The organism is Paraburkholderia sabiae (assembly GCF_030412785.1).
Lineage (GTDB): Bacteria > Pseudomonadota > Gammaproteobacteria > Burkholderiales > Burkholderiaceae > Paraburkholderia > Paraburkholderia sabiae.
In genome coordinates this window covers 4,278,607-4,295,634 of record NZ_CP125295.1, presented here as the reverse complement: position 1 = coordinate 4,295,634, position 17,028 = coordinate 4,278,607, and the positions used below count along the sequence as shown (strand labels likewise).

At 61.1% G+C, this 17,028-nt stretch carries 11 protein-coding genes and 2 pseudogenes; 6 read left to right on the top strand and 7 right to left on the bottom strand.

Annotated elements, in window-relative coordinates; genetic code table 11:
- Positions 1-149: 149 nt before the first annotated feature.
- The 3 genes from QEN71_RS19285 to QEN71_RS19275 form a co-directional block, all read right to left on the bottom strand.
- Positions 150-488, bottom strand: coding sequence for a YXWGXW repeat-containing protein (locus QEN71_RS19285; protein ID WP_201650535.1), 339 nt, complete (start codon positions 486-488; stop codon positions 150-152).
- 51 nt (positions 489-539) lie between these two features.
- Positions 540-1,763, bottom strand: a complete 1,224-nt coding sequence (gene nhaA / locus QEN71_RS19280) for a Na+/H+ antiporter NhaA (RefSeq protein WP_307791679.1) — start codon at positions 1,761-1,763, stop codon at positions 540-542.
- 545 nt (positions 1,764-2,308) lie between these two features.
- Positions 2,309-3,277 (bottom strand): LysR family transcriptional regulator, encoded by a 969-nt coding sequence (locus QEN71_RS19275; RefSeq protein WP_201650537.1) that lies wholly within the window; start codon positions 3,275-3,277, stop codon positions 2,309-2,311.
- A gap of 110 nt (positions 3,278-3,387) precedes the next feature.
- Between QEN71_RS19275 and QEN71_RS19270 the strand changes: the two genes are divergently transcribed.
- Positions 3,388-4,551 (top strand): alpha/beta fold hydrolase, encoded by a 1,164-nt coding sequence (locus QEN71_RS19270; protein WP_201650539.1) that lies wholly within the window; start codon positions 3,388-3,390, stop codon positions 4,549-4,551.
- Positions 4,552-4,621: 70 nt separating this feature from the next.
- Here the strand turns inward: QEN71_RS19270 and QEN71_RS19265 are convergent.
- Positions 4,622-4,822, bottom strand: a pseudogene (locus tag QEN71_RS19265) (IS30 family transposase); the annotation flags it as partial.
- Positions 4,823-4,929: 107 nt separating this feature from the next.
- On the opposite strand from QEN71_RS19265, the gene QEN71_RS19260 reads away from it, so the two are divergent.
- The 3 genes from QEN71_RS19260 (at position 4,930) to QEN71_RS19250 (ending at position 6,541) form a co-directional block, all read left to right on the top strand.
- On the top strand, positions 4,930-5,121 hold the full coding sequence (locus tag QEN71_RS19260; RefSeq protein WP_201650541.1) for a hypothetical protein: 192 nt from the start codon (positions 4,930-4,932) through the stop codon (positions 5,119-5,121).
- A gap of 5 nt (positions 5,122-5,126) precedes the next feature.
- Entirely contained in the window at positions 5,127-5,615 is a 489-nt protein-coding gene (locus QEN71_RS19255) for a hypothetical protein (RefSeq protein ID WP_201650542.1), read from the top strand.
- Between the two features lie 656 nt (positions 5,616-6,271).
- Positions 6,272-6,541: a DUF1488 family protein gene (locus QEN71_RS19250; RefSeq protein ID WP_201650544.1), complete on the top strand. Its 270-nt coding sequence runs from the start codon at positions 6,272-6,274 to the stop codon at positions 6,539-6,541.
- 114 nt (positions 6,542-6,655) lie between these two features.
- Here the strand turns inward: QEN71_RS19250 and QEN71_RS19245 are convergent, their stop codons facing one another.
- A complete protein-coding gene (locus QEN71_RS19245; RefSeq protein WP_201650598.1) occupies positions 6,656-6,904 on the bottom strand; it encodes an HU family DNA-binding protein in 249 nt (82 codons plus the stop codon).
- Between the two features lie 237 nt (positions 6,905-7,141).
- Here QEN71_RS19245 and QEN71_RS19240 point away from each other — a divergent pair.
- Positions 7,142-7,608, top strand: a pseudogene (locus QEN71_RS19240) (SET domain-containing protein).
- Positions 7,609-8,002: 394 nt separating this feature from the next.
- Here QEN71_RS19240 and QEN71_RS19235 read toward each other — a convergent pair.
- Complete coding sequence (locus QEN71_RS19235; protein ID WP_201650548.1) at positions 8,003-9,535, bottom strand: ATP-binding protein; 1,533 nt, start codon at positions 9,533-9,535, stop codon at positions 8,003-8,005.
- A 324-nt stretch (positions 9,536-9,859) separates the two neighbouring features.
- Here QEN71_RS19235 and QEN71_RS19230 point away from each other — a divergent pair, with 324 nt between their 5' ends.
- Positions 9,860-13,522 (top strand): CheR family methyltransferase, encoded by a 3,663-nt coding sequence (locus tag QEN71_RS19230; protein ID WP_201650551.1) that lies wholly within the window; start codon positions 9,860-9,862, stop codon positions 13,520-13,522.
- Positions 13,523-13,920: 398 nt separating this feature from the next.
- Here QEN71_RS19230 and QEN71_RS19225 read toward each other — a convergent pair whose 3' ends face one another.
- Positions 13,921-16,713: a hybrid sensor histidine kinase/response regulator gene (locus tag QEN71_RS19225; RefSeq protein ID WP_233471800.1), complete on the bottom strand. Its 2,793-nt coding sequence runs from the start codon at positions 16,711-16,713 to the stop codon at positions 13,921-13,923.
- Positions 16,714-17,028: the final 315 nt, after the last annotated feature.

Sequence of the window (17,028 nt, the reverse complement as noted above, 5' to 3'; positions counted from 1 at the left end):
TACAATCGGGGGATGTGGCAGCCGCATTGTATCGCGCACAGCATCCTGATTTTCCGCCTGTGAGATGGGTCGGCGGAACTGCCATCAACTTTGGCAAGTGGAAGCCGATGATTGTGTATTGCAACCGACAGAATCGGTTTGCCCTTCAGTTACTGCGGCTGCAAAGGTGCCTCAGCCGGACGTCTCCAGCCGCCTTGGCGCAACTCCCATCCGCCCGGAACTTTTACCCATCGTGCCTGCTGATATTCATAACCTGGGCGTGCAAGTACCCAGCGCCCTTTTTGCCACGCGTAGTGTTTGCCGCGGAACGTCCAATAACCCTCTACCCATACATAGCCTCGGCGTGGCTTCGGCGCGCGTTCGTGGCGTGCCAGCGGCGGAGCCTGTTCCACGACAATCAGGGATTTGTCGGCTGCGTTGGCGCTAGCAGGAAGCAGCGCGCCGGCCAGTAGCAATCCCAGCGATGCCGCAAGAATGATCTTTGTCATGGAGAAGTCTGGTTACGTTGTATTTGGAACTGGGTCAATCGCAAGTATGGTTTAGGGTTCGACGGCGCGGCCGTCAAGCGAAACTTTTGTGGCTCGCCTTGGCACGAACCTGAGCAACAGATAGCCAGTAACGCCCGAAAGCAACGATCCGGCAATCACGCCCAATCGGATGGGCGTGAAGTATTCCTGTCCTTCGAACGCCAGGGATCCGATGAACAAGCTCATGGTAAAGCCAATGCCGCACAGTGCAGCGACACCTGCCAGTTGCGACCAGCTGACGCCAGCAGGTAGTTTGGACAGCCCGAGCCCGATCAGCACAGCGCTCGCTCCGAAAACCCCGACAACCTTTCCTACGAAAAGGCCTGCGGCGATACCCAGCGGGAGAGGATCTGCGAGCGCGGCTATGGTTATTCCGGTGAATGAAACTCCTGCGTTCGCAAACGCGAAAATCGGCAACACTCCGAATGCCACCCACGGGTGGAGGTTTTGCTCAAGCCAGTGCAGGGGAACATGGCCTTCGGCATCCTTTGCTCTAAGTGGAACGGCGAAGGCGGTTACAACCCCCGCGAGGGTCGCGTGAACGCCGGACTTCAGAACAAATACCCACAGAATTACGCCGACAATCACGTAAGGCGCAATCCGCGTGACGCCGAAGAAGTTGAAGCCAAACAGCAACGCAATGGCAACGACCGCTAAAATCAGCATCAGGAACGACAGGTCGGCGGTATAAAACAGCGCAATAATGATGATTGCGCCGAGATCGTCAGCAATCGCGACGGCCGTGAGGAATATTTTGAGCGCCCCTGGCACCCGGTCGCCGAGAAGCGAGAGAATGCCGAGCGCAAATGCGATGTCAGTGGCCGTCGGAATCGCCCAGCCATTCATCGCCACGCCGCTCTCACGGTTAATGACGAAGAAGACAAGCGCGGGCAAAAGCATGCCTCCCGATCCTGCGACGACGGGCAGCACGACTTGTGCGGGACTGGACAGTTCACCTTCGACCACTTCGCGCTTGACCTCCAGCCCGATCAAAAAAAAGAAGATCGCCATCAGTCCATCGTTGATCCACAGTAAAAGCGGTTTTCCGAGACTGAGCGACCCGACCCGAACTTCCACGGGAATCGTTAGCAGTTCGTTGTAAGCGACGCGAAGTGGTGAGTTGCTGCAGATCAACGCAAGCGCAGCCGTTGCTGCAAGTATCAGCCCGCCCGCTGACTCCAGTTTGAGGAAGTTGGAAATTCCCTCGTTCGTCTTGCGAAGCGTGTTGCCGATCACGATGTTGGCTCCGTAAATTACGCAAGGGCGCAGGCGAGACCTGGCAGAGGCACAGTTTACGGCACGGCCTCGCCACTCCGAAACGTGACGCTCAATCGAAGACCCTACTCAATTTAGTCACGCATGCTGGCAGAAACAAGAAGAGCTTGTCTGACTCGTTCCAGCTATCGAATGACGCGCACCCCCTTAATTAAGTAATGCTTCCCTTCAAGATGCTGGACAAACCGTGCTTAGACGATAGGTCGGGAAGCTATCGCTGAAGACGCGAAAGGTAGTTACAACGTCGGTTATCTGAAGAAAAACAGACTTCGGAATGGGCGACGCGTCCCACTTCACAATGACGCCTCCTGGCCGCACTGCGTCTCAATACTGAACGTGTCGATCATTCCGGGGCTCGCGATTCATACAAGCGACATAACTGAACCGTTACAGCCCCTCGACGCTCGCTGCTCGACGGGCAGATATCAAAACCCACAACGGCCTTAGGCGTCGACTTTTCCACTTTTCCGAAGCGCGGACAGTAGCTTCTGGCCGGACTCAAACGGTCAAATCTGGTTCAAAGAAAGGCCAAAGCTCAAATTGGGTTTCTGGCGGTTTTTTCTCACGCTCCAATCATCCCAGGGCGGATCGTCGCCGAACGCTTCGCCAAGGTAATCGACGAACCGGCGCACTTTGAACGGTATCCGGCGAGCGCTTGGATAGACGGCCTGAACCACCAGCTCGGTGGCACGGTAAGCCGGCAGCAGCGCGACAAGTTCCCCGTTCCGCAGATGCTCCCCAAAGACGAATGTCGGGCCGTACGCAATCCCGGCGCCCGCGAGCGCGGCCGACAGCAGCATCTGCGTGTTGTTAGCCGACACCCGCACGGGTCCTTCGATAACATGTGCACGGCCCTTCGCATCGAACAACGTCCAGTCCCCGGCGGATACCGCTTCGCTGAACACGAGTCTGGGCGCCTGAAGCAGATCGCGCGGCTTGCGCGGCGTTCCATGCCGCTCGAGGTATGCGCGCGATGCGCACACGACCATCCGGCAAGGGGCGATCCGGCGTGTTACCAGCGCCGGGTCTTCCAGTCGCCCGATCCGGATAGCGACGTCGATGCCCGCATCGAGCAGATCGACATAACGATCCCCGAGCACGACCTCGACATTCACCTTCGGGTGGTCTTCGACATAGCGCGCAACGACCTGTCCGAGATGCATCGCACCGAACGTGACGGGCGCGGCGACGCGCATGACGCCGCGGGCCGTGCCGTGTGAATCGCTGGCCTCCCGGTTGGCTTCGTCGTATGTCTCGAGAATCTGTTTGCAGCGCTCGTAATAGGCCTGGCCCGTGTCCGTCAGGCTCAGGCGCCGCGTCGTGCGTTGAAGGAGTCGCGCATTCAGCCGTGCCTCAATCTCACTTACGTGCTTGCCCGCCATCGCGGGCGAAAGCCCGAAACGCCGCGCGGCCGCCGCGAAGCTGCCTTCTTCCACGGCCGCAACGAACACGCCAAGACTTGTCAGTCGATCCATAACGTCACCAGATTCGATACCGGGATTATCGACTGTCGCCAATATTCGAGCAATTATCAAATCACATGCGCGGCTCTACGATGATCCTTCCAAACAGCGAGGAGCACGACATGGACATCGAAACGAACGGTACGCGCATTCACGTCTCGCAGCTAGGCAGCGGAGAGCTTGCGCTGGTCTTCCTGCACTACTATGGCGGATCGTCGCGCACATGGGACAAGGTTGCGAAGGCGCTGCCGGACCGGTACCGCATCGTGGCTACGGACCATCGCGGCTGGGGCGACTCCGCTGCACCCGCGCATGGCTACCGTATCGAGGATCTGGCGAACGACGCCGAGGGCGTGATCGAGGCGCTGGGTTTGAAGCGCTTCGTGCTTGTCGGTCATTCGATGGGCGGCAAGGTCGCGCAACTCATGGCGTCGCGGAGGCCGAAAGGGCTCGAAGGTCTCGTGCTGGTCGCGCCGTCGCCGCCCTCCCCCATGCTTCTCTCCGACGAGGAACGCGCGACATTGTCGCGCGCTTACCAGTCACGCGAATCGGTCGAGTTCGTGATCGACCGCGTCCTCACCGCGAGACCGCTCGATGCCGCGTGTCGCGAACAGGTCATCGAGGACAGCCTGAAGGCCGCACCGCAAGCGAAGGCTGCGTGGCCCGAGGTCGCGATGCGCGAAGATATCTCCGTAGCGGTGGCGTCTATCGTCGTGCCGACCATCGTCGTCTCCGGAGAGCAGGATCAGGTGGATCGGGTCGCGACGTTACAGGCTGAACTGTTGCCTCGCATTCCGCATGCGGCGATGCACATCCTTCCCGGCACCGGGCACCTGTCGCCACTCGAAGCACCAGTGGAAGTTGCGCAAAACATCGCGAGGTTCGTCGCTGCGATAGAAGACAAGTCTGTAGTGTGCAACTCGCCTGCGGACGTCCCGGCCGCCTTCGATGCAGCGATGAACGCAGGCGATCTCGATGCATTACTTCGCGTGTTCAGCAATAACGCCACTATGCGAATGACAAACGGTGACGTCGCGCAGGAAAGCCCTGGCGACTTACGTCGGTCGCTTGCCCATTTGCTGGCGATGCGACCGCATATTCGAAATACCGTGCGCCGCGTACTGTCGAGCGGCGAGATTGCGCTCGTTCTGCTGGACTGGACCCTCAGCATCCCGCGACCCGACGGCCAGAAGCACGTAGAACAGGGGGCTGCAGCCCAGGTCTTGGAGAAAGGCCGCGATGGTGGCTGGCGGCTCAGAATCTCGAATCCACTCGGATTGAATTGATAAAGCGCGGTCAGGCACTGCTTTCAGTCTTTTACCAGGGCGGTTTCAAACGTGAAGTGCAACACAAAGTTTAATGGACAGAAGTAACGGTGCGAGAAGCAAGTGCGAGCTTGGTCAAGGAGACTTCGAACGGCGAGTGAAATGCGTGTGTGGCGCGAGGTCGACCGTTGGGGCTGTCGGCGATGGCGTCAAGGTCATACTGGCTGTAGACGGAGAGATCCGTTCCCTTAAGCAGATACTGGCACAGCAGACCGTTGGTGTTCTCGCACGTCGTAAAGGGAAGGGAGTGCGCCGTCGCGCGACACCGCGCGAATGACCGCAGAGGCGGAACGTCAATTGCGATGATCTGTTCATCCACTTCGACACAGCAACAAGGCAATGCAAACCGATCCGACAATCGACCCGGTCGCAGACCCGGCCAATCAGCCCCTCGACGATCCCGAGCAGCAACCGCGTCCCGCACCCGGCTTGCCGCCGGACATGGACCCGCTCGCGCCCACGCCATCGCCCGATGAAAAGGAAAGCGCCCGCCACTTTTCCGGGGGCGATGAGCGGGTGCGCTTCCGGTAATGGCCGTGCGAGGCACCTCGTCGCTATTTCGCGTCGCTGAACGGGCGGTGGTGACGCTGTACGATGGCGGCGTGTTATCGCCGGCGGTCCTGCAGCGTGTGCTGGAAGCGTTTATCGGCGCGAAGGTACAGTGGGACACCGACGTCGAAATCCGATCCGTAGACGGTCGTACGATGCACGACATCGTGGTGACGACGCTCATGCCTGGAAATCAGCCGAAACAGGCGGCGGGTCAATTCGCGCGGATCATCGCGCATTTGAGGACGGGCGAAGCGGGCCGCTATGCCCCCTTCGACGCCCCCATGCCAACGAACAATCAGGACGCTGGACAGGGCCACGACGAACCATCCGAAGAGGACGAGGCCCTGATCGAACGACCTGACGTTGCGCGCACGAAGCGGCGTAATCACAAACCACCTGCGAATAAACGCACATCGAAGCCCTCCTCAGGGTTCAATCCACTCGTTAATGCGCGGCTACCGGGCAAACGTTGAGGCGCGCTCACAGACGAGAGCGATCTGCCCACTCCAGCGTCGTATCAGGCACGCGCATTGCTGTCCTCCATCCCGGCTGGCCTAGGTCACGACACGGTGGTTACGGGCGAGACGATGACCGCTCGCCGACGACCGGCACGAATGAATGCAACCGCTAACCGTCTCAAGCGCAACTGAGCGGAGCCCGTTGTATCCGCTTCGGCCGAACCGCGAATTGCGCTTCAGGGCGGTCCTGCGCGCCTCGCCAACTGATGCAGTGTTCGGCGCGACATCGAACGCGTCGATCCAGAGGTGACCGGCCAGCCTCTCTACTGACAACCGCGAAGGCGGGTGTCAGCAACGACAATAACCGGCAAAAAAACAATGAACCACACGCACCTCGTCGAGTGGGAGCTATCCCATCTCGAACGGCTTGTCTCGCACATGAGCACTGCCGCGCAGTTCCCGCCCGCCTACTGGGAAGTGAGAATCGCAGCGTTGACGCGACTGGCAGTCGTCGCCAGCCATTTCGCGCGTATCGAACGTTTGAAGAAAAAGCTGCCCGCAGTTGAATTTCACGCCATGGTCGCCTGGTGCAGCCGCCTCCGCGGCAATCACGCATCAGCCAGTCCCGGCACCTTCCCTCGAGAACTGTCAGAACGCAGCCACGTCAGACCATGGAAACCATCGAACTCGCCCCGCAGGTCCTCGCGAACCGTCGCGGCGTGGCCTTTTCTGTAGTGCACCGGGGCAGCACCATCGAGTGCGTGATCACCCTCGCCGCGCTCGAAGGCTGCTTCTGGCTGGAGTGCCGCGCGGACGATGCGCGGATCCTGAAACGGTTCAATGACGGCTACCGCCGCATCCGCGCCATCGCCGAGCGAAGGTTGCTCGCGCATCCAGCGGCAAAGCTTGAACTTACCCCGGATGACTTCGCCCGTCCGTAAGGCAGCCGTCCTCGCGAGAGGCGCATACCGTCGTGCGTTCGCCGTTCCCGGATCTCGCGGCTGTGACGGTGCGCGTGCACCGCGGCCCCATATCGTCGCTGATCGACCGATGTCTTACGCTGCATTGACTGCGTCCTTGAACGCCTTGCCCGGGGTGAACTTGACGGTTTTGGCGGCGGGGATCGTGATGGTTTCGCCCGTCGACGGATTGCGGCCGGCGCGCTCGGCACGCGCGCCCGTGGAAAACGAGCCGAAGCCAACGAGCTGCATCGTCTCGATAATGGCATCAAGGGCTTCGCCCGTTCTGGACTTGCTTTCGCCCGTGCTGGCGGCGATGGCGTCAATAAGATCCTGTCTGTTCATGTAGGAAGCTTTCTCCGTGTGAGGGTCCCGCGCATCACGGGACGAGCGGACACCTGTCCGATTGACCGCATTGCCTGAAGGCGCGGTTGATGGCGAAGCTGATGAACGATCGATCGGCGGCAGCCGGTTAGTTGCATCCATGTTCACGATGCGGGTTGAAAGCGCCCGCCTGCAGCGCTAAGCTTCGCAGCTCGCGCAATCACCTGATTGCATGTGTGACGCAAGGGAAACGGTTCAATGCAACGACGGCGTATCACCTCACGACGCTTACCGGTACACGGCAAGGGCGTGTTTGCCCTGCTGCCTGTCGCGGCAGGCGAGCGGCTCATCAAGTACACGGGCGAGGTGACCAGCTGGCGACGCGCGGATGCCCGTCAGCGAGCCGACGATGGCCACACGTTTGTCCTTGGTCTGTCGGATGGGCACGTGATCGACGGCAGCCGTGGCGGCAACAGCGCACGCTTCATCAATCACCCGTGCGCGCCAAACTGCGAGGCCATCGAGACGCGTCAGCGCGTCTTCATCCATGCGCTCGTCGACATTCAGCCGGGCGAGGACTGTTTATTGACTATGGGCTGAGCGTCGATGGCGAGATCACCGACGAGCTCCGCGCCCACTATGCATGTCGTTGCGGTGCTCCCGCCTGCCGTCGGTCGATGCTCACGGCCGCAGCGGATTCCGGATGCGACTTTTCGGATGCCTGAACTCGACCCTGCGGAGCCATTCAGTCCGCGTAAGGTCAATGGCCATTCCCGGGGTCGATCAGGTCATTGAAAGACAAGCTTCAGGCACGGCTCGCGTCAAAAATCGATGCCGTGGGTCCGACGGCCTCAGGCGGGTCAGCTTTGCACGGGCATCGACTATTGGGTAGACCCGCTGTCTCAGACGCAAACTTGTGAATGCCGATGACGCCGGTTGAAGCACTGCCATTTTGCGTGACGAACATCGCACAGCGACGCACCTAGTCTGCCTGAAAGACAAGTGCACGAAGCAGAGCCTCGCCAGCCAGAATCGTTTCAAGCGTGGCACGAATGACTCGAACGACTCGGCTCTGCCGCAACTGCAACGACAACGCCGACTCCCTGCAGCACTGAGGCATCATGCGCGCAGTGCCTTCGCAAGATCCGCGAGCCGATACGGCTTGTGAACAAAGGTAAAGTCGCTGAGGACCGCATGCTCGTTGCGCAATGCGGCCTGTGGATAGCCCGACGTCAGCACGATCTTGATGCCGGGGTGCGCCTCGCGGACCTGGCAAGCGAGGTCGATGCCGCTCATGCCGCGTGGCATCGTGATATCGGCGAACAGCACACCGATGTCCTGCCGCTGGCTGAGTATGTCGACAGCCTCCGATGCGCCGCTGGCTGGCACAACTTCATAACCGATGCTTACAAACAGCTCGGTGGCAACGGCCAGCACGTCGGGCTCATCCTCGACGAGCAACACCGTCTCGACCTTCCTTTTTGACGCGGCTAACTGCACGGCACCAACAGGTTGGGAGGCCGGCAGGTACAGGTCAACTGTCGTACCGTTACCGACTTTGCTTGAGATAACGACATCGCCGCCAGACTGCGTGATAAAGCCGTACACCTGGCTAAGCCCAAGGCCTGTGCCCTTGCCAGCCGGCTTCGTCGTGAAGAAGGGGTCGAGCGCCTGCGCCAGCACATCTTCCGACATGCCCGAGCCAGTGTCCGCTACCGAAATGCGAACGTAATTGCCTGCCGGGAGCGCCACCGTCACCGGAAGGCGGGATTCGACGAACTCGGTTTTTATGGTTATCGCACCGCCTTCCGGCATCGCGTCGACGGCGTTGACGACAAGGTTTAGCAGCGCAGCTTCGAAACGTGCAGCGTCAACAAGCGCAAAAGTCTCGCGTGTGTGCAAAGCGAGTTCGCAATGTATCTGCTGGTTGCCGGCACGCCTCAGCATCGGCTCGAAATCGCCGATCAGCGCATTGAGGTCATAGACCTGTGCCTGCAACGGCTGTTGGCGCGCAAACGACAATAGCTGCTGCGTGAGCGAGGCGCCGCGCTCAACTGCGCGCCGCATGCCTTCGATCATCTTCATGTCGAGCGGCGTTCTTGACTGCATTGCCAGAATCTGCAAACCGTTGGACAGTACCGATAGCAGATTATTGAAGTCATGGGCGACACCGCCTGTCAGTCTCCCGATCGCTTCCATCTTCTGCGCCTGGAACAGCGCGGCGTTTGCCTTTTCAAGTGCTGCCGCCGCCTCGCTGCGCTCCGTGATGTCGCGCGTCACTTTCGCAAAGCCGAGAAGGGTTCCCGTCTCGTCACGAATCGCATCGACAACCACATGCGCCCAGAACCGGGTGCCGTCGCTCCGGACGCGCCATCCTTCACGCTCGGCGCGACCGTCTCTTGCTGCCGTGGCCAGGATTTGTGCGGGTAACCCCGCCGCCCGGTCCTCGTCGGTGTAGAAGCACGAAAAATGCTGCCCGATGATCTCCGCCTCGCTGTATCCCTTGATCCGCTGTGCGCCCACGTTCCAGCTGGTCACGATTCCCGTCGGAGAGAGCATGAAGATCGCATAGTCGGTTACGCCCTGCACAAGGATGCGGAACTGCTGTTCCGATCCATATGTGGCGGGTTGATTTCTCATCGAATTGCTCATGTTTTTCGCTACAAGGGTTTCCGTTCCAAATTTGTCTCATCTTAACCGCTGGCGCGCGGCTCCAATGGACAAGTGCTACGCGTAAGTGGACACACGGCGTGAAGGACGGCTCAGACGACCTCGGACGGAGTTCCATCAGCCAACGGTCAGACACCCCGGGTCGGCTGCTCACCTGTCCATCGCCACAAAGTGGAAAACCCAGTTAGCGACGATGCCAACGGTACGTAGTCGATTGGCACGGCCGTTGCTCGCCCTCTCACATGTTCTTCCGCGACAGGTTAGACTGCCGCCCATATCACCATTAGAACAAGCGGGAGTGCGACCATGGGGTCGTTGCCACCAGAGCTATTGCGGGTGGTCGTGCTGGCGGGATCGGCGGGCAGCCTGAACGAGCTACGCACGATCGTCACCGCGCTACCACAAGAATCGGGCTTTGCCGTACTCGTAATCACACATCTTGATCCGGGCGGGGAAAGCCAGCTTGCTGACATTCTTCAGCCAGGTTCCCGCGTGCCGGTCGAGAAACTGGTCCATCTACGCAAAATTGAGCACGACCGGGTCTACGTACTCCCGGAAAACGCCGGTGTAATCGCGCTTGACGGCCACTTCCGCCTCACCCGCCGTCAGACCGGCCCGAATTTGGTGATCGACGCCTGCCTGGCTTCGCTTGCGCAGGACCCGGACGTGAACGGCGCGGCAGTTATCCTTTCCGGCACGGGCCAGGATGGAGCGGGTGGTCTGGTGGACCTGAAGGCCTCCGGTGGCTTTGTCATCGCGCAGAAGCCGCAGACGGCCAGTCACCAGGGCATGCCAACAGCCGCGATCGACACCGGCCTCGTTGACGAGGTACTGCCGCCGGAAGATATCGCCGGATGCCTGGTCCGGCGCTTCGGCGATCCGGTCCGCGGGGACGAGGTAGCCGATGCGCAGACGGGCGACGCCGACGCGCTCGGTGTTGCGCTGTCGGTTGTGCAGCAGAAGACCGGCATCAACCTCGGCTACGTCAAGGACGTGAACCTCCGTAGGCGCTTCTTCCGTCGCGTGCTGCTGCAGAAGGACCGCGATGTCGGCGCCTACCTGCAATTACTGCGTAGCGATGCACGAGAAGCTGCGGCGCTACGGGACGACATCCTGATCGGCGTGACGGCTTTTTTCCGCGATGCCGAGTTCGTCAACGTGCTGCGCCAATCAGTGATTCCGGCCCTGCTGGAAATCAAGGACGATCCGATCCGTGTCTGGGTGCCCGCCTGCTCGACGGGCGAAGAGGTCTACACTATCGCCACCCTGCTGAAGGACGCGCTCGATCGCGCAGCGCTGCACCGCCGGGTGCAGATCTTTGGCACCGACATCAACGAGGCGTCGATCGAGATCGCCCGCGCGGGCCGGTACAGTTCAGGCTCGGTCGACGACGTGCCCGAGGCTTTCCGCGAGAGCACTTTCGCCGCGACATCCGGTGGCTACGTTGTGCGCAAGTCGATTCGCGATATGTGTGTGTTCGCGCGGCACAATGTGCTGGCGCACGCTCCTTTCTCCGGGATGGGCCTGATCAGCTGCCGGAACCTCCTGATCTACCTGCGCAAGGAGGCGCAGCAGCACGCGCTGGAGGCGTTGCACTACGCCTGTCGCCCCGACGGCTTCGTCTTGCTCGGGCGCGCCGAGGCGGCATCGGGTGCGGACGGATTCGAGCACGCCGGCGCGCCACACCTCTATCGAAAAATTCCGGTTGCCAGGCGGCAGCAGGCGGTCTTCCCGATTGATGCATTGCGGCCATGGTCCAGCGAAGGTGGCGCGTCACCCGCTCGCCGGACGCAGCCCGTGGATCCCGTTAACGAAGCGGCCACCCGCACGGCGTTGGAGCGCTATGCGCCGCCTGGCTTCGTCGTCGATGAGAAGGGGGATGTCGTGCAGTTTCGCGGCGATGTTTCGGACTTCGTCGCGCCGGCAAGCGGCGAAGCTTCGCTAGCCCTGCCGCGCCTGCTGAGTCCTGAGCTGAACGTGCCGGTGCGCACCGCGCTGATTGAAGCCAGGCGGACGGGCCAGCCCGTGCGGCGCGAACGCGTGCCGCTCGGCGACAGGCGATATGCGCTTGAGGTGCTGCCCGTGGGCGCCGAAGACCTGGTGCCACATTTTCTGGTTACGCTGCAGCCGTTGCCCCTGGAATCGCCCACGGTGCCCACGATGAACTCCGACCCGCACTCGGGACAGGGCCACCTACAGGAGCTGGAGCGCACGGTTACGACGCTGTCTGACGAACTCGAGGCAACGCAGAAACAATTGAAAGCTGTCGTGGCCGAGTTCGAATCCGCGAATGAGGAGTTGCGCACTGCGAATGAGGAGATGCTCAGTACCAACGAGGAACTGCAAAGCGCTAACGAGGAGTTGCTACTGGCCAAGCAGGAGCTGGAGTCGGCTAACCAGGAACTTGGCTCGCTCAATGATGAGCTCAGGACGCGGAACCAGCAACTCGACCGTGCCAACGACGACCTGAGCAACCTGGTCGAAGGCATACCGTTGCCGGTGGTACTGCTCGACAAACAGTTGCGCCTGCGTCATTTCTCGCCGCAGGCCCAGCAGCTATTCGGCTTCCCGCACGACAGCGTCGGGCAGCCGATGGCGCAGCTAAGCCAGATGTTCTCCGCGGGTGACCTGGAGCGTATGGTGCTATCCGCCGTCCAGGGGCTGACGGAGGTGGAGCACGAATACCAGGACGCCGAGGGCCATTGGTGGCTGGTCAACGTGCGCGCCTACCGGACGACTGACGACCGGATCGACGGCGCTGTGCTCGCCGTGCAGGACATCGACGAGCTCAAACGTGCCGTCGACAGCGCGCAGACCGCCCAGCATGACGCTGAGACAGCCAACAATGCAAAGGACAATTTCCTTGGCATCGTCTCGCACGAACTGCGCGCGCCGCTTAACGTGATCGCCAGCTGGGCGGCGGTGCTCAAAACGGCCAGCGAACGCGGCCTGCACACTGACGGGAAAACTGCATTGCGCGCGGCGGAGACGATCCTGCGTCAGTGCGAGTCGCAGGCAGAACTCATCGACGATCTGCTGGATGTTTCGCGCATCACCTCCGGCCGGTTCGCGCTTGACTCCCAGCCGGTTGACTTCGCCGCGACCGTGCGCGCCGTTGTAGAAGGTCACCGGCCGGCGGCGGCGATCAAGGAGATGACACTGGCCACTTCCGGACTGCACGACGAGGCCGTCGTCAGTGGCGACGCCCGCCGCCTCCAGCAAGTGGTGTCTAACCTGATCGGCAACGCGCTGAAGTTTACTCCAGGCGGCGGCCGTGTCGAGGTTGCACTTACGCGGCTGGGCTCGCTTATCGAACTTTCGGTCGCCGACACGGGCATCGGCGTGAACCCCGATCTCCTGCCGCATCTGTTCGACCGTTTCGTGCAGTCCGACATGAGCCGCACGCGCCGGTACGGTGGACTGGGACTGGGGCTGTCGATCGTCAGGCACCTGGTCGTGGCACACGCGGGCACGGTGGCGGCCAGCAGCGAGGGTGAGGGTTGCGGTACACGCCTCACCGTGCGACTGCCTCTGGTGCAATGCGCTGTGACCGCGGCGGACTCAACGGCACCTGCTTCGAACAGGCCGGCCACACTGGACGGCCTGTCGCTGCTGCTCGTTGACGATGACGGGCAGGCGCTGGAGGCCTTGGCCCATCTCCTGCGAGGCCTTGGCGCGCAGGTGCAGACGGCATCCGGGACGAAGGAGGCGCTGGCCTGTCTCGAAGCCGGTTCATTCGATATCCTGGTGAGCGATCTGGCTATGCCCGGCATCGACGGTTACGCGCTGCTCCGCAGCGTTCGGGAACGCGAGGGCGGCCGACGACGGGTCTACGCACTTGCCCTCAGCGGTCTCGCGTCGCTGCAGGATCGCGACGCAGCAATCGCCGCGGGCTTCGACGATCACCTGGCCAAGCCGGTGGACGCCGGGATCCTGCTGGAGAAGCTAGTACTCGGCCGTGGTCGATGAGCTTTTTTGAATGGTGACGCCGTCCAGCAGCAGAGACAATCGATTGTAAGGTCCGAAGGTCCCCAATACGATGCTGTGCGGCCGTTCGAATAACTGCATGACGAATGCGACGAACGGCAGGAAATGGCCCGACTGCACCCACTCGTTGCCCTCGCGATCCCACGACAGACGAAGAACGCACCAAACCGACGACCCATCTCGCCTCTCAGTGCATCGTTCGCGTACGACAGCTTTCGAATCAGGCCGTGTGAAAACGCAAAAGTACTCGGTTTTCGGGTGTCGCTTTACCCTTCCCGAGTCGTTACCAAGCCAATACGCGTCGATCTGAAGGGTCGACTTTTGAAAAGGTTTCGTGGCCAGCGCGTTTTCACACGGCCTCGAATGTACCCGGTCGTTTGCTAGCCCAGCCTGCGCCCAGACTTCGGTTCTAGCTGCAGCAACCGCTCGAGTGCGGCCACATCCACGGGTTTAACGAGATGATGATCAATTCCGGCTTCTCTCGACAGCCGCCGATCCTCCTCCTGGCCCCAGCCGCTCAAGGCAATCAGCGTCACCCTGGCGAATTCAGGATTCTCGCGCGTACGACGCGCAACTTCGTACCCGTCCATGCCCGGCATGCCGATGTCCAACAGCATCACGTCGGGGCGATACGAGTCGAGCGCGGCGAGCGCGGCCGGTCCATCGCGCATAATGCGGACCTCGGCACCATACATTCCAAGCAACATCCCCAGGCTGTCAGCCGCATCCGTATTGTCATCGACGACAAGAATGCGACGTCCCGCTAACCCGTCTGTTTGCCGCGCATCCTGACCTCTGCTGTCGGGAACCCGTGGCTGTTGGGCTACCGGCAATCGAACGAGAAATTCACTGCCTCTACCTTGCCCTTCGCTTCGCGCTTCAACGCTGCCACCGTGCATTTCCGCGAGCGTACGCACCAGCGTGAGTCCGATACCCAGTCCTCCCTGGGCGCGGCTGTAGGTGCGCTCCGCCTGCGTGAACAGATCGAATATCCGGGACAGCATGGCGCCCGGAATTCCCATCCCATTGTCCCGTACCGACACGATGGCTTGCGTCCCGTCCCGGTGAGCACTGAGCCAGATCTGGCCGCCGTGATCCGTGTATTTCGCCGCGTTATTCAGCAGGTTCGCGATGATCTGTGCAATGCGCACAGGATCCGCGTGAAGCATCAGTGACTCGTGGGGCAAGCTGATTGTGAGCTGGTGTCCACCCGCATCGATGAGCGCGCGGCTTGTCTCCACGGCGTTGTGAAGTACGACAGCCAGATCAACATTCTCCCTACGCAGTTCGATCTTGCCGCCGGCGATCCGGGAAACCTCCAGCAGATCGTCAACGAGACGGACCATCTGATTAACCTGCCGTTCCAGCATGCCGTGGATATTTTCGGCAGACTTGCTGCTGGATCCTGTGAGACGGAGAATTTCCAGACCACTGCGGATCGGCGCCATGGGGTTGCGCAACTCGTGCGCGAGTGTCGCAAGAAACTCGTCCTTGCGACGGTCCGCTTCCTTGAGCGCCTGTTCCGCCTGCTTCAGTTGCGTCGTGTCCTGTACGACGCAACAGGCCCCTATGACGTCGCCGGCATCGTTGCTCAATGGCGCGGCGCTGACTCGCATCCAGAATTCCCGACCCGTGTCGTCTGTATGGACGACCTCGAGTCCTGGCACCACTGTCTCACCGTCCAGCGCCCGCCGGCCCGGCCAGTGATCCGGCGTACTCGGTTTGCCCTGCTCGTCCCACGCCCGCCAGTGCGATGCACCGTCACCCTGACTCGATGGAATCCCGAGAGGCACATACTTCTCCATCCACGAATTGTGCAGCGTCCACGCGCCTGTCTTATCCATCACGCCGACGCCGGCGGGCAACTGCTCGATGATTGTTAGCAGGCGCTTCTCGCTCAGGCGCAGCGCCTCGTTCGCGTGGGCCCGCTCGATCAGATCGGCGGCCTGGCGCGCGAGGATATCGAATGTCTGAAGTTCATGCTCCGAGGGTTCGCGTACTTCGCGCCAGAATGTCGAAATAGTGCCAACCATCGTCCCTGCCCGGGAAGTCAGCGGCGTGGTCTGAAGTGCGCGGATACCAAGTTTCCGGTACACCGCGATGTCGTCGCTGCCTGCCATAAAGTCGCATTGTTCAATGTCTTGAACCACAATACGATGGCCCTTAGCCAGTGCAGCCGCGTACGGTGTTGCTGACCCGATCTCAACGCGGTCCCAGAATACCGAGGCTTCCTCCGTAAAGCCTTGATGGCCAAGCAGGTCGAGTCCTCTGGTGCCGTCGCTTCGTATCCGCAGGGCGCGCATGCTGGCACACGGCGCACGCATGAGCCGCGCCGCAGCGTCAACAATCTTGCCGTAAAGCACATCAACCTGGTTTTCGCCGATGAGTTCATTGCTGATCTCGTGCAGTAGCCGGCTTTCTGCGAGGTCATTCTGAAGGCGTCGCTGGCTTTCCCGCTCGAGTTCCCGTTTTTCCTGCCGCAGTGAATCCAGCTCTGCAACGAGGCGCTGGCTCGTGCTGCCTGATGCGGATGCTGGATCGTCCAGCAGGCATTGCCCCAGTTCCTCGTGAGTGGCCAGCAGATCGCGGACGTCGTCCTCGAAGCTCAGCTCAGGATGTAGTTCGGTCCAGAAGTGCGCGGTGCGGATAAACGTCAACAGAAGCAGGAGACTTTCCATGCGGGCCGGCCCGAGCGCGCGGCGTAGTGCTTCCATCGAGGCTGCCTCGGAGGGCGTGCGCAAAAACAGATGGGTGGCGCACCCAAACATGGCCCATTCAAGCTCCGAGTCAGGTGGCGGCATGTCAAGCAAGGGCTCTTTCAGGGAAGAACATTGCTCAATGCAAGCTCCCAGTGACGCCGCCAGTGGCACGGGTCGTCGTAGCAGGCGAAGTATTTCGTCGACCGACTGGGGAGGACAATCGGGGTCGCCGGCGACACGCCCGAGGCCGACCAGGAAACCAACGTGCCGAACGATGCAGTAGCGCACTTCGCAGAACCGGGACAGCCAGACAAACAGCCGTTCCTTGAAAAGTGAGGGCAGCGGATTATCCAGGTAGCCGAAACAGGCGAAGCCCCAGAGGTTGGCTGTGACCTCGGGGTTTTCTGGCGTCAGACGAAAAAAATTCGGCACCACGCCGAACCGTTGCTGCACTTTGTCGTTCAGATCCGTCACGGTCGGTCTCCCGGTTTCGCTGTATTTCGAGGTGCCTTCGCCTTTGCAAGAGCAACAACCGTGCGCGGCGACCGCCGAAAAAGGGAATGTGATTTTACCGGACTGAATGAGCACGTCGGTCAGCGCAAGTCAGGATCTTGCGAGCGGCAATCCGCGCACGGGTGCGCATTTCTGTCATTGGTGCGCGCTACCCCCGGCCGTCGGGCTGCGGCGCAAGGAGGATTTTTCCTGCTCGTGTGCTGCAACATTCGTAAGCTGCGCAACAGTTGGTCGCGATAGGCGGGCAGTGGTCGGGCTGGCACGCCCGTCGCGCGA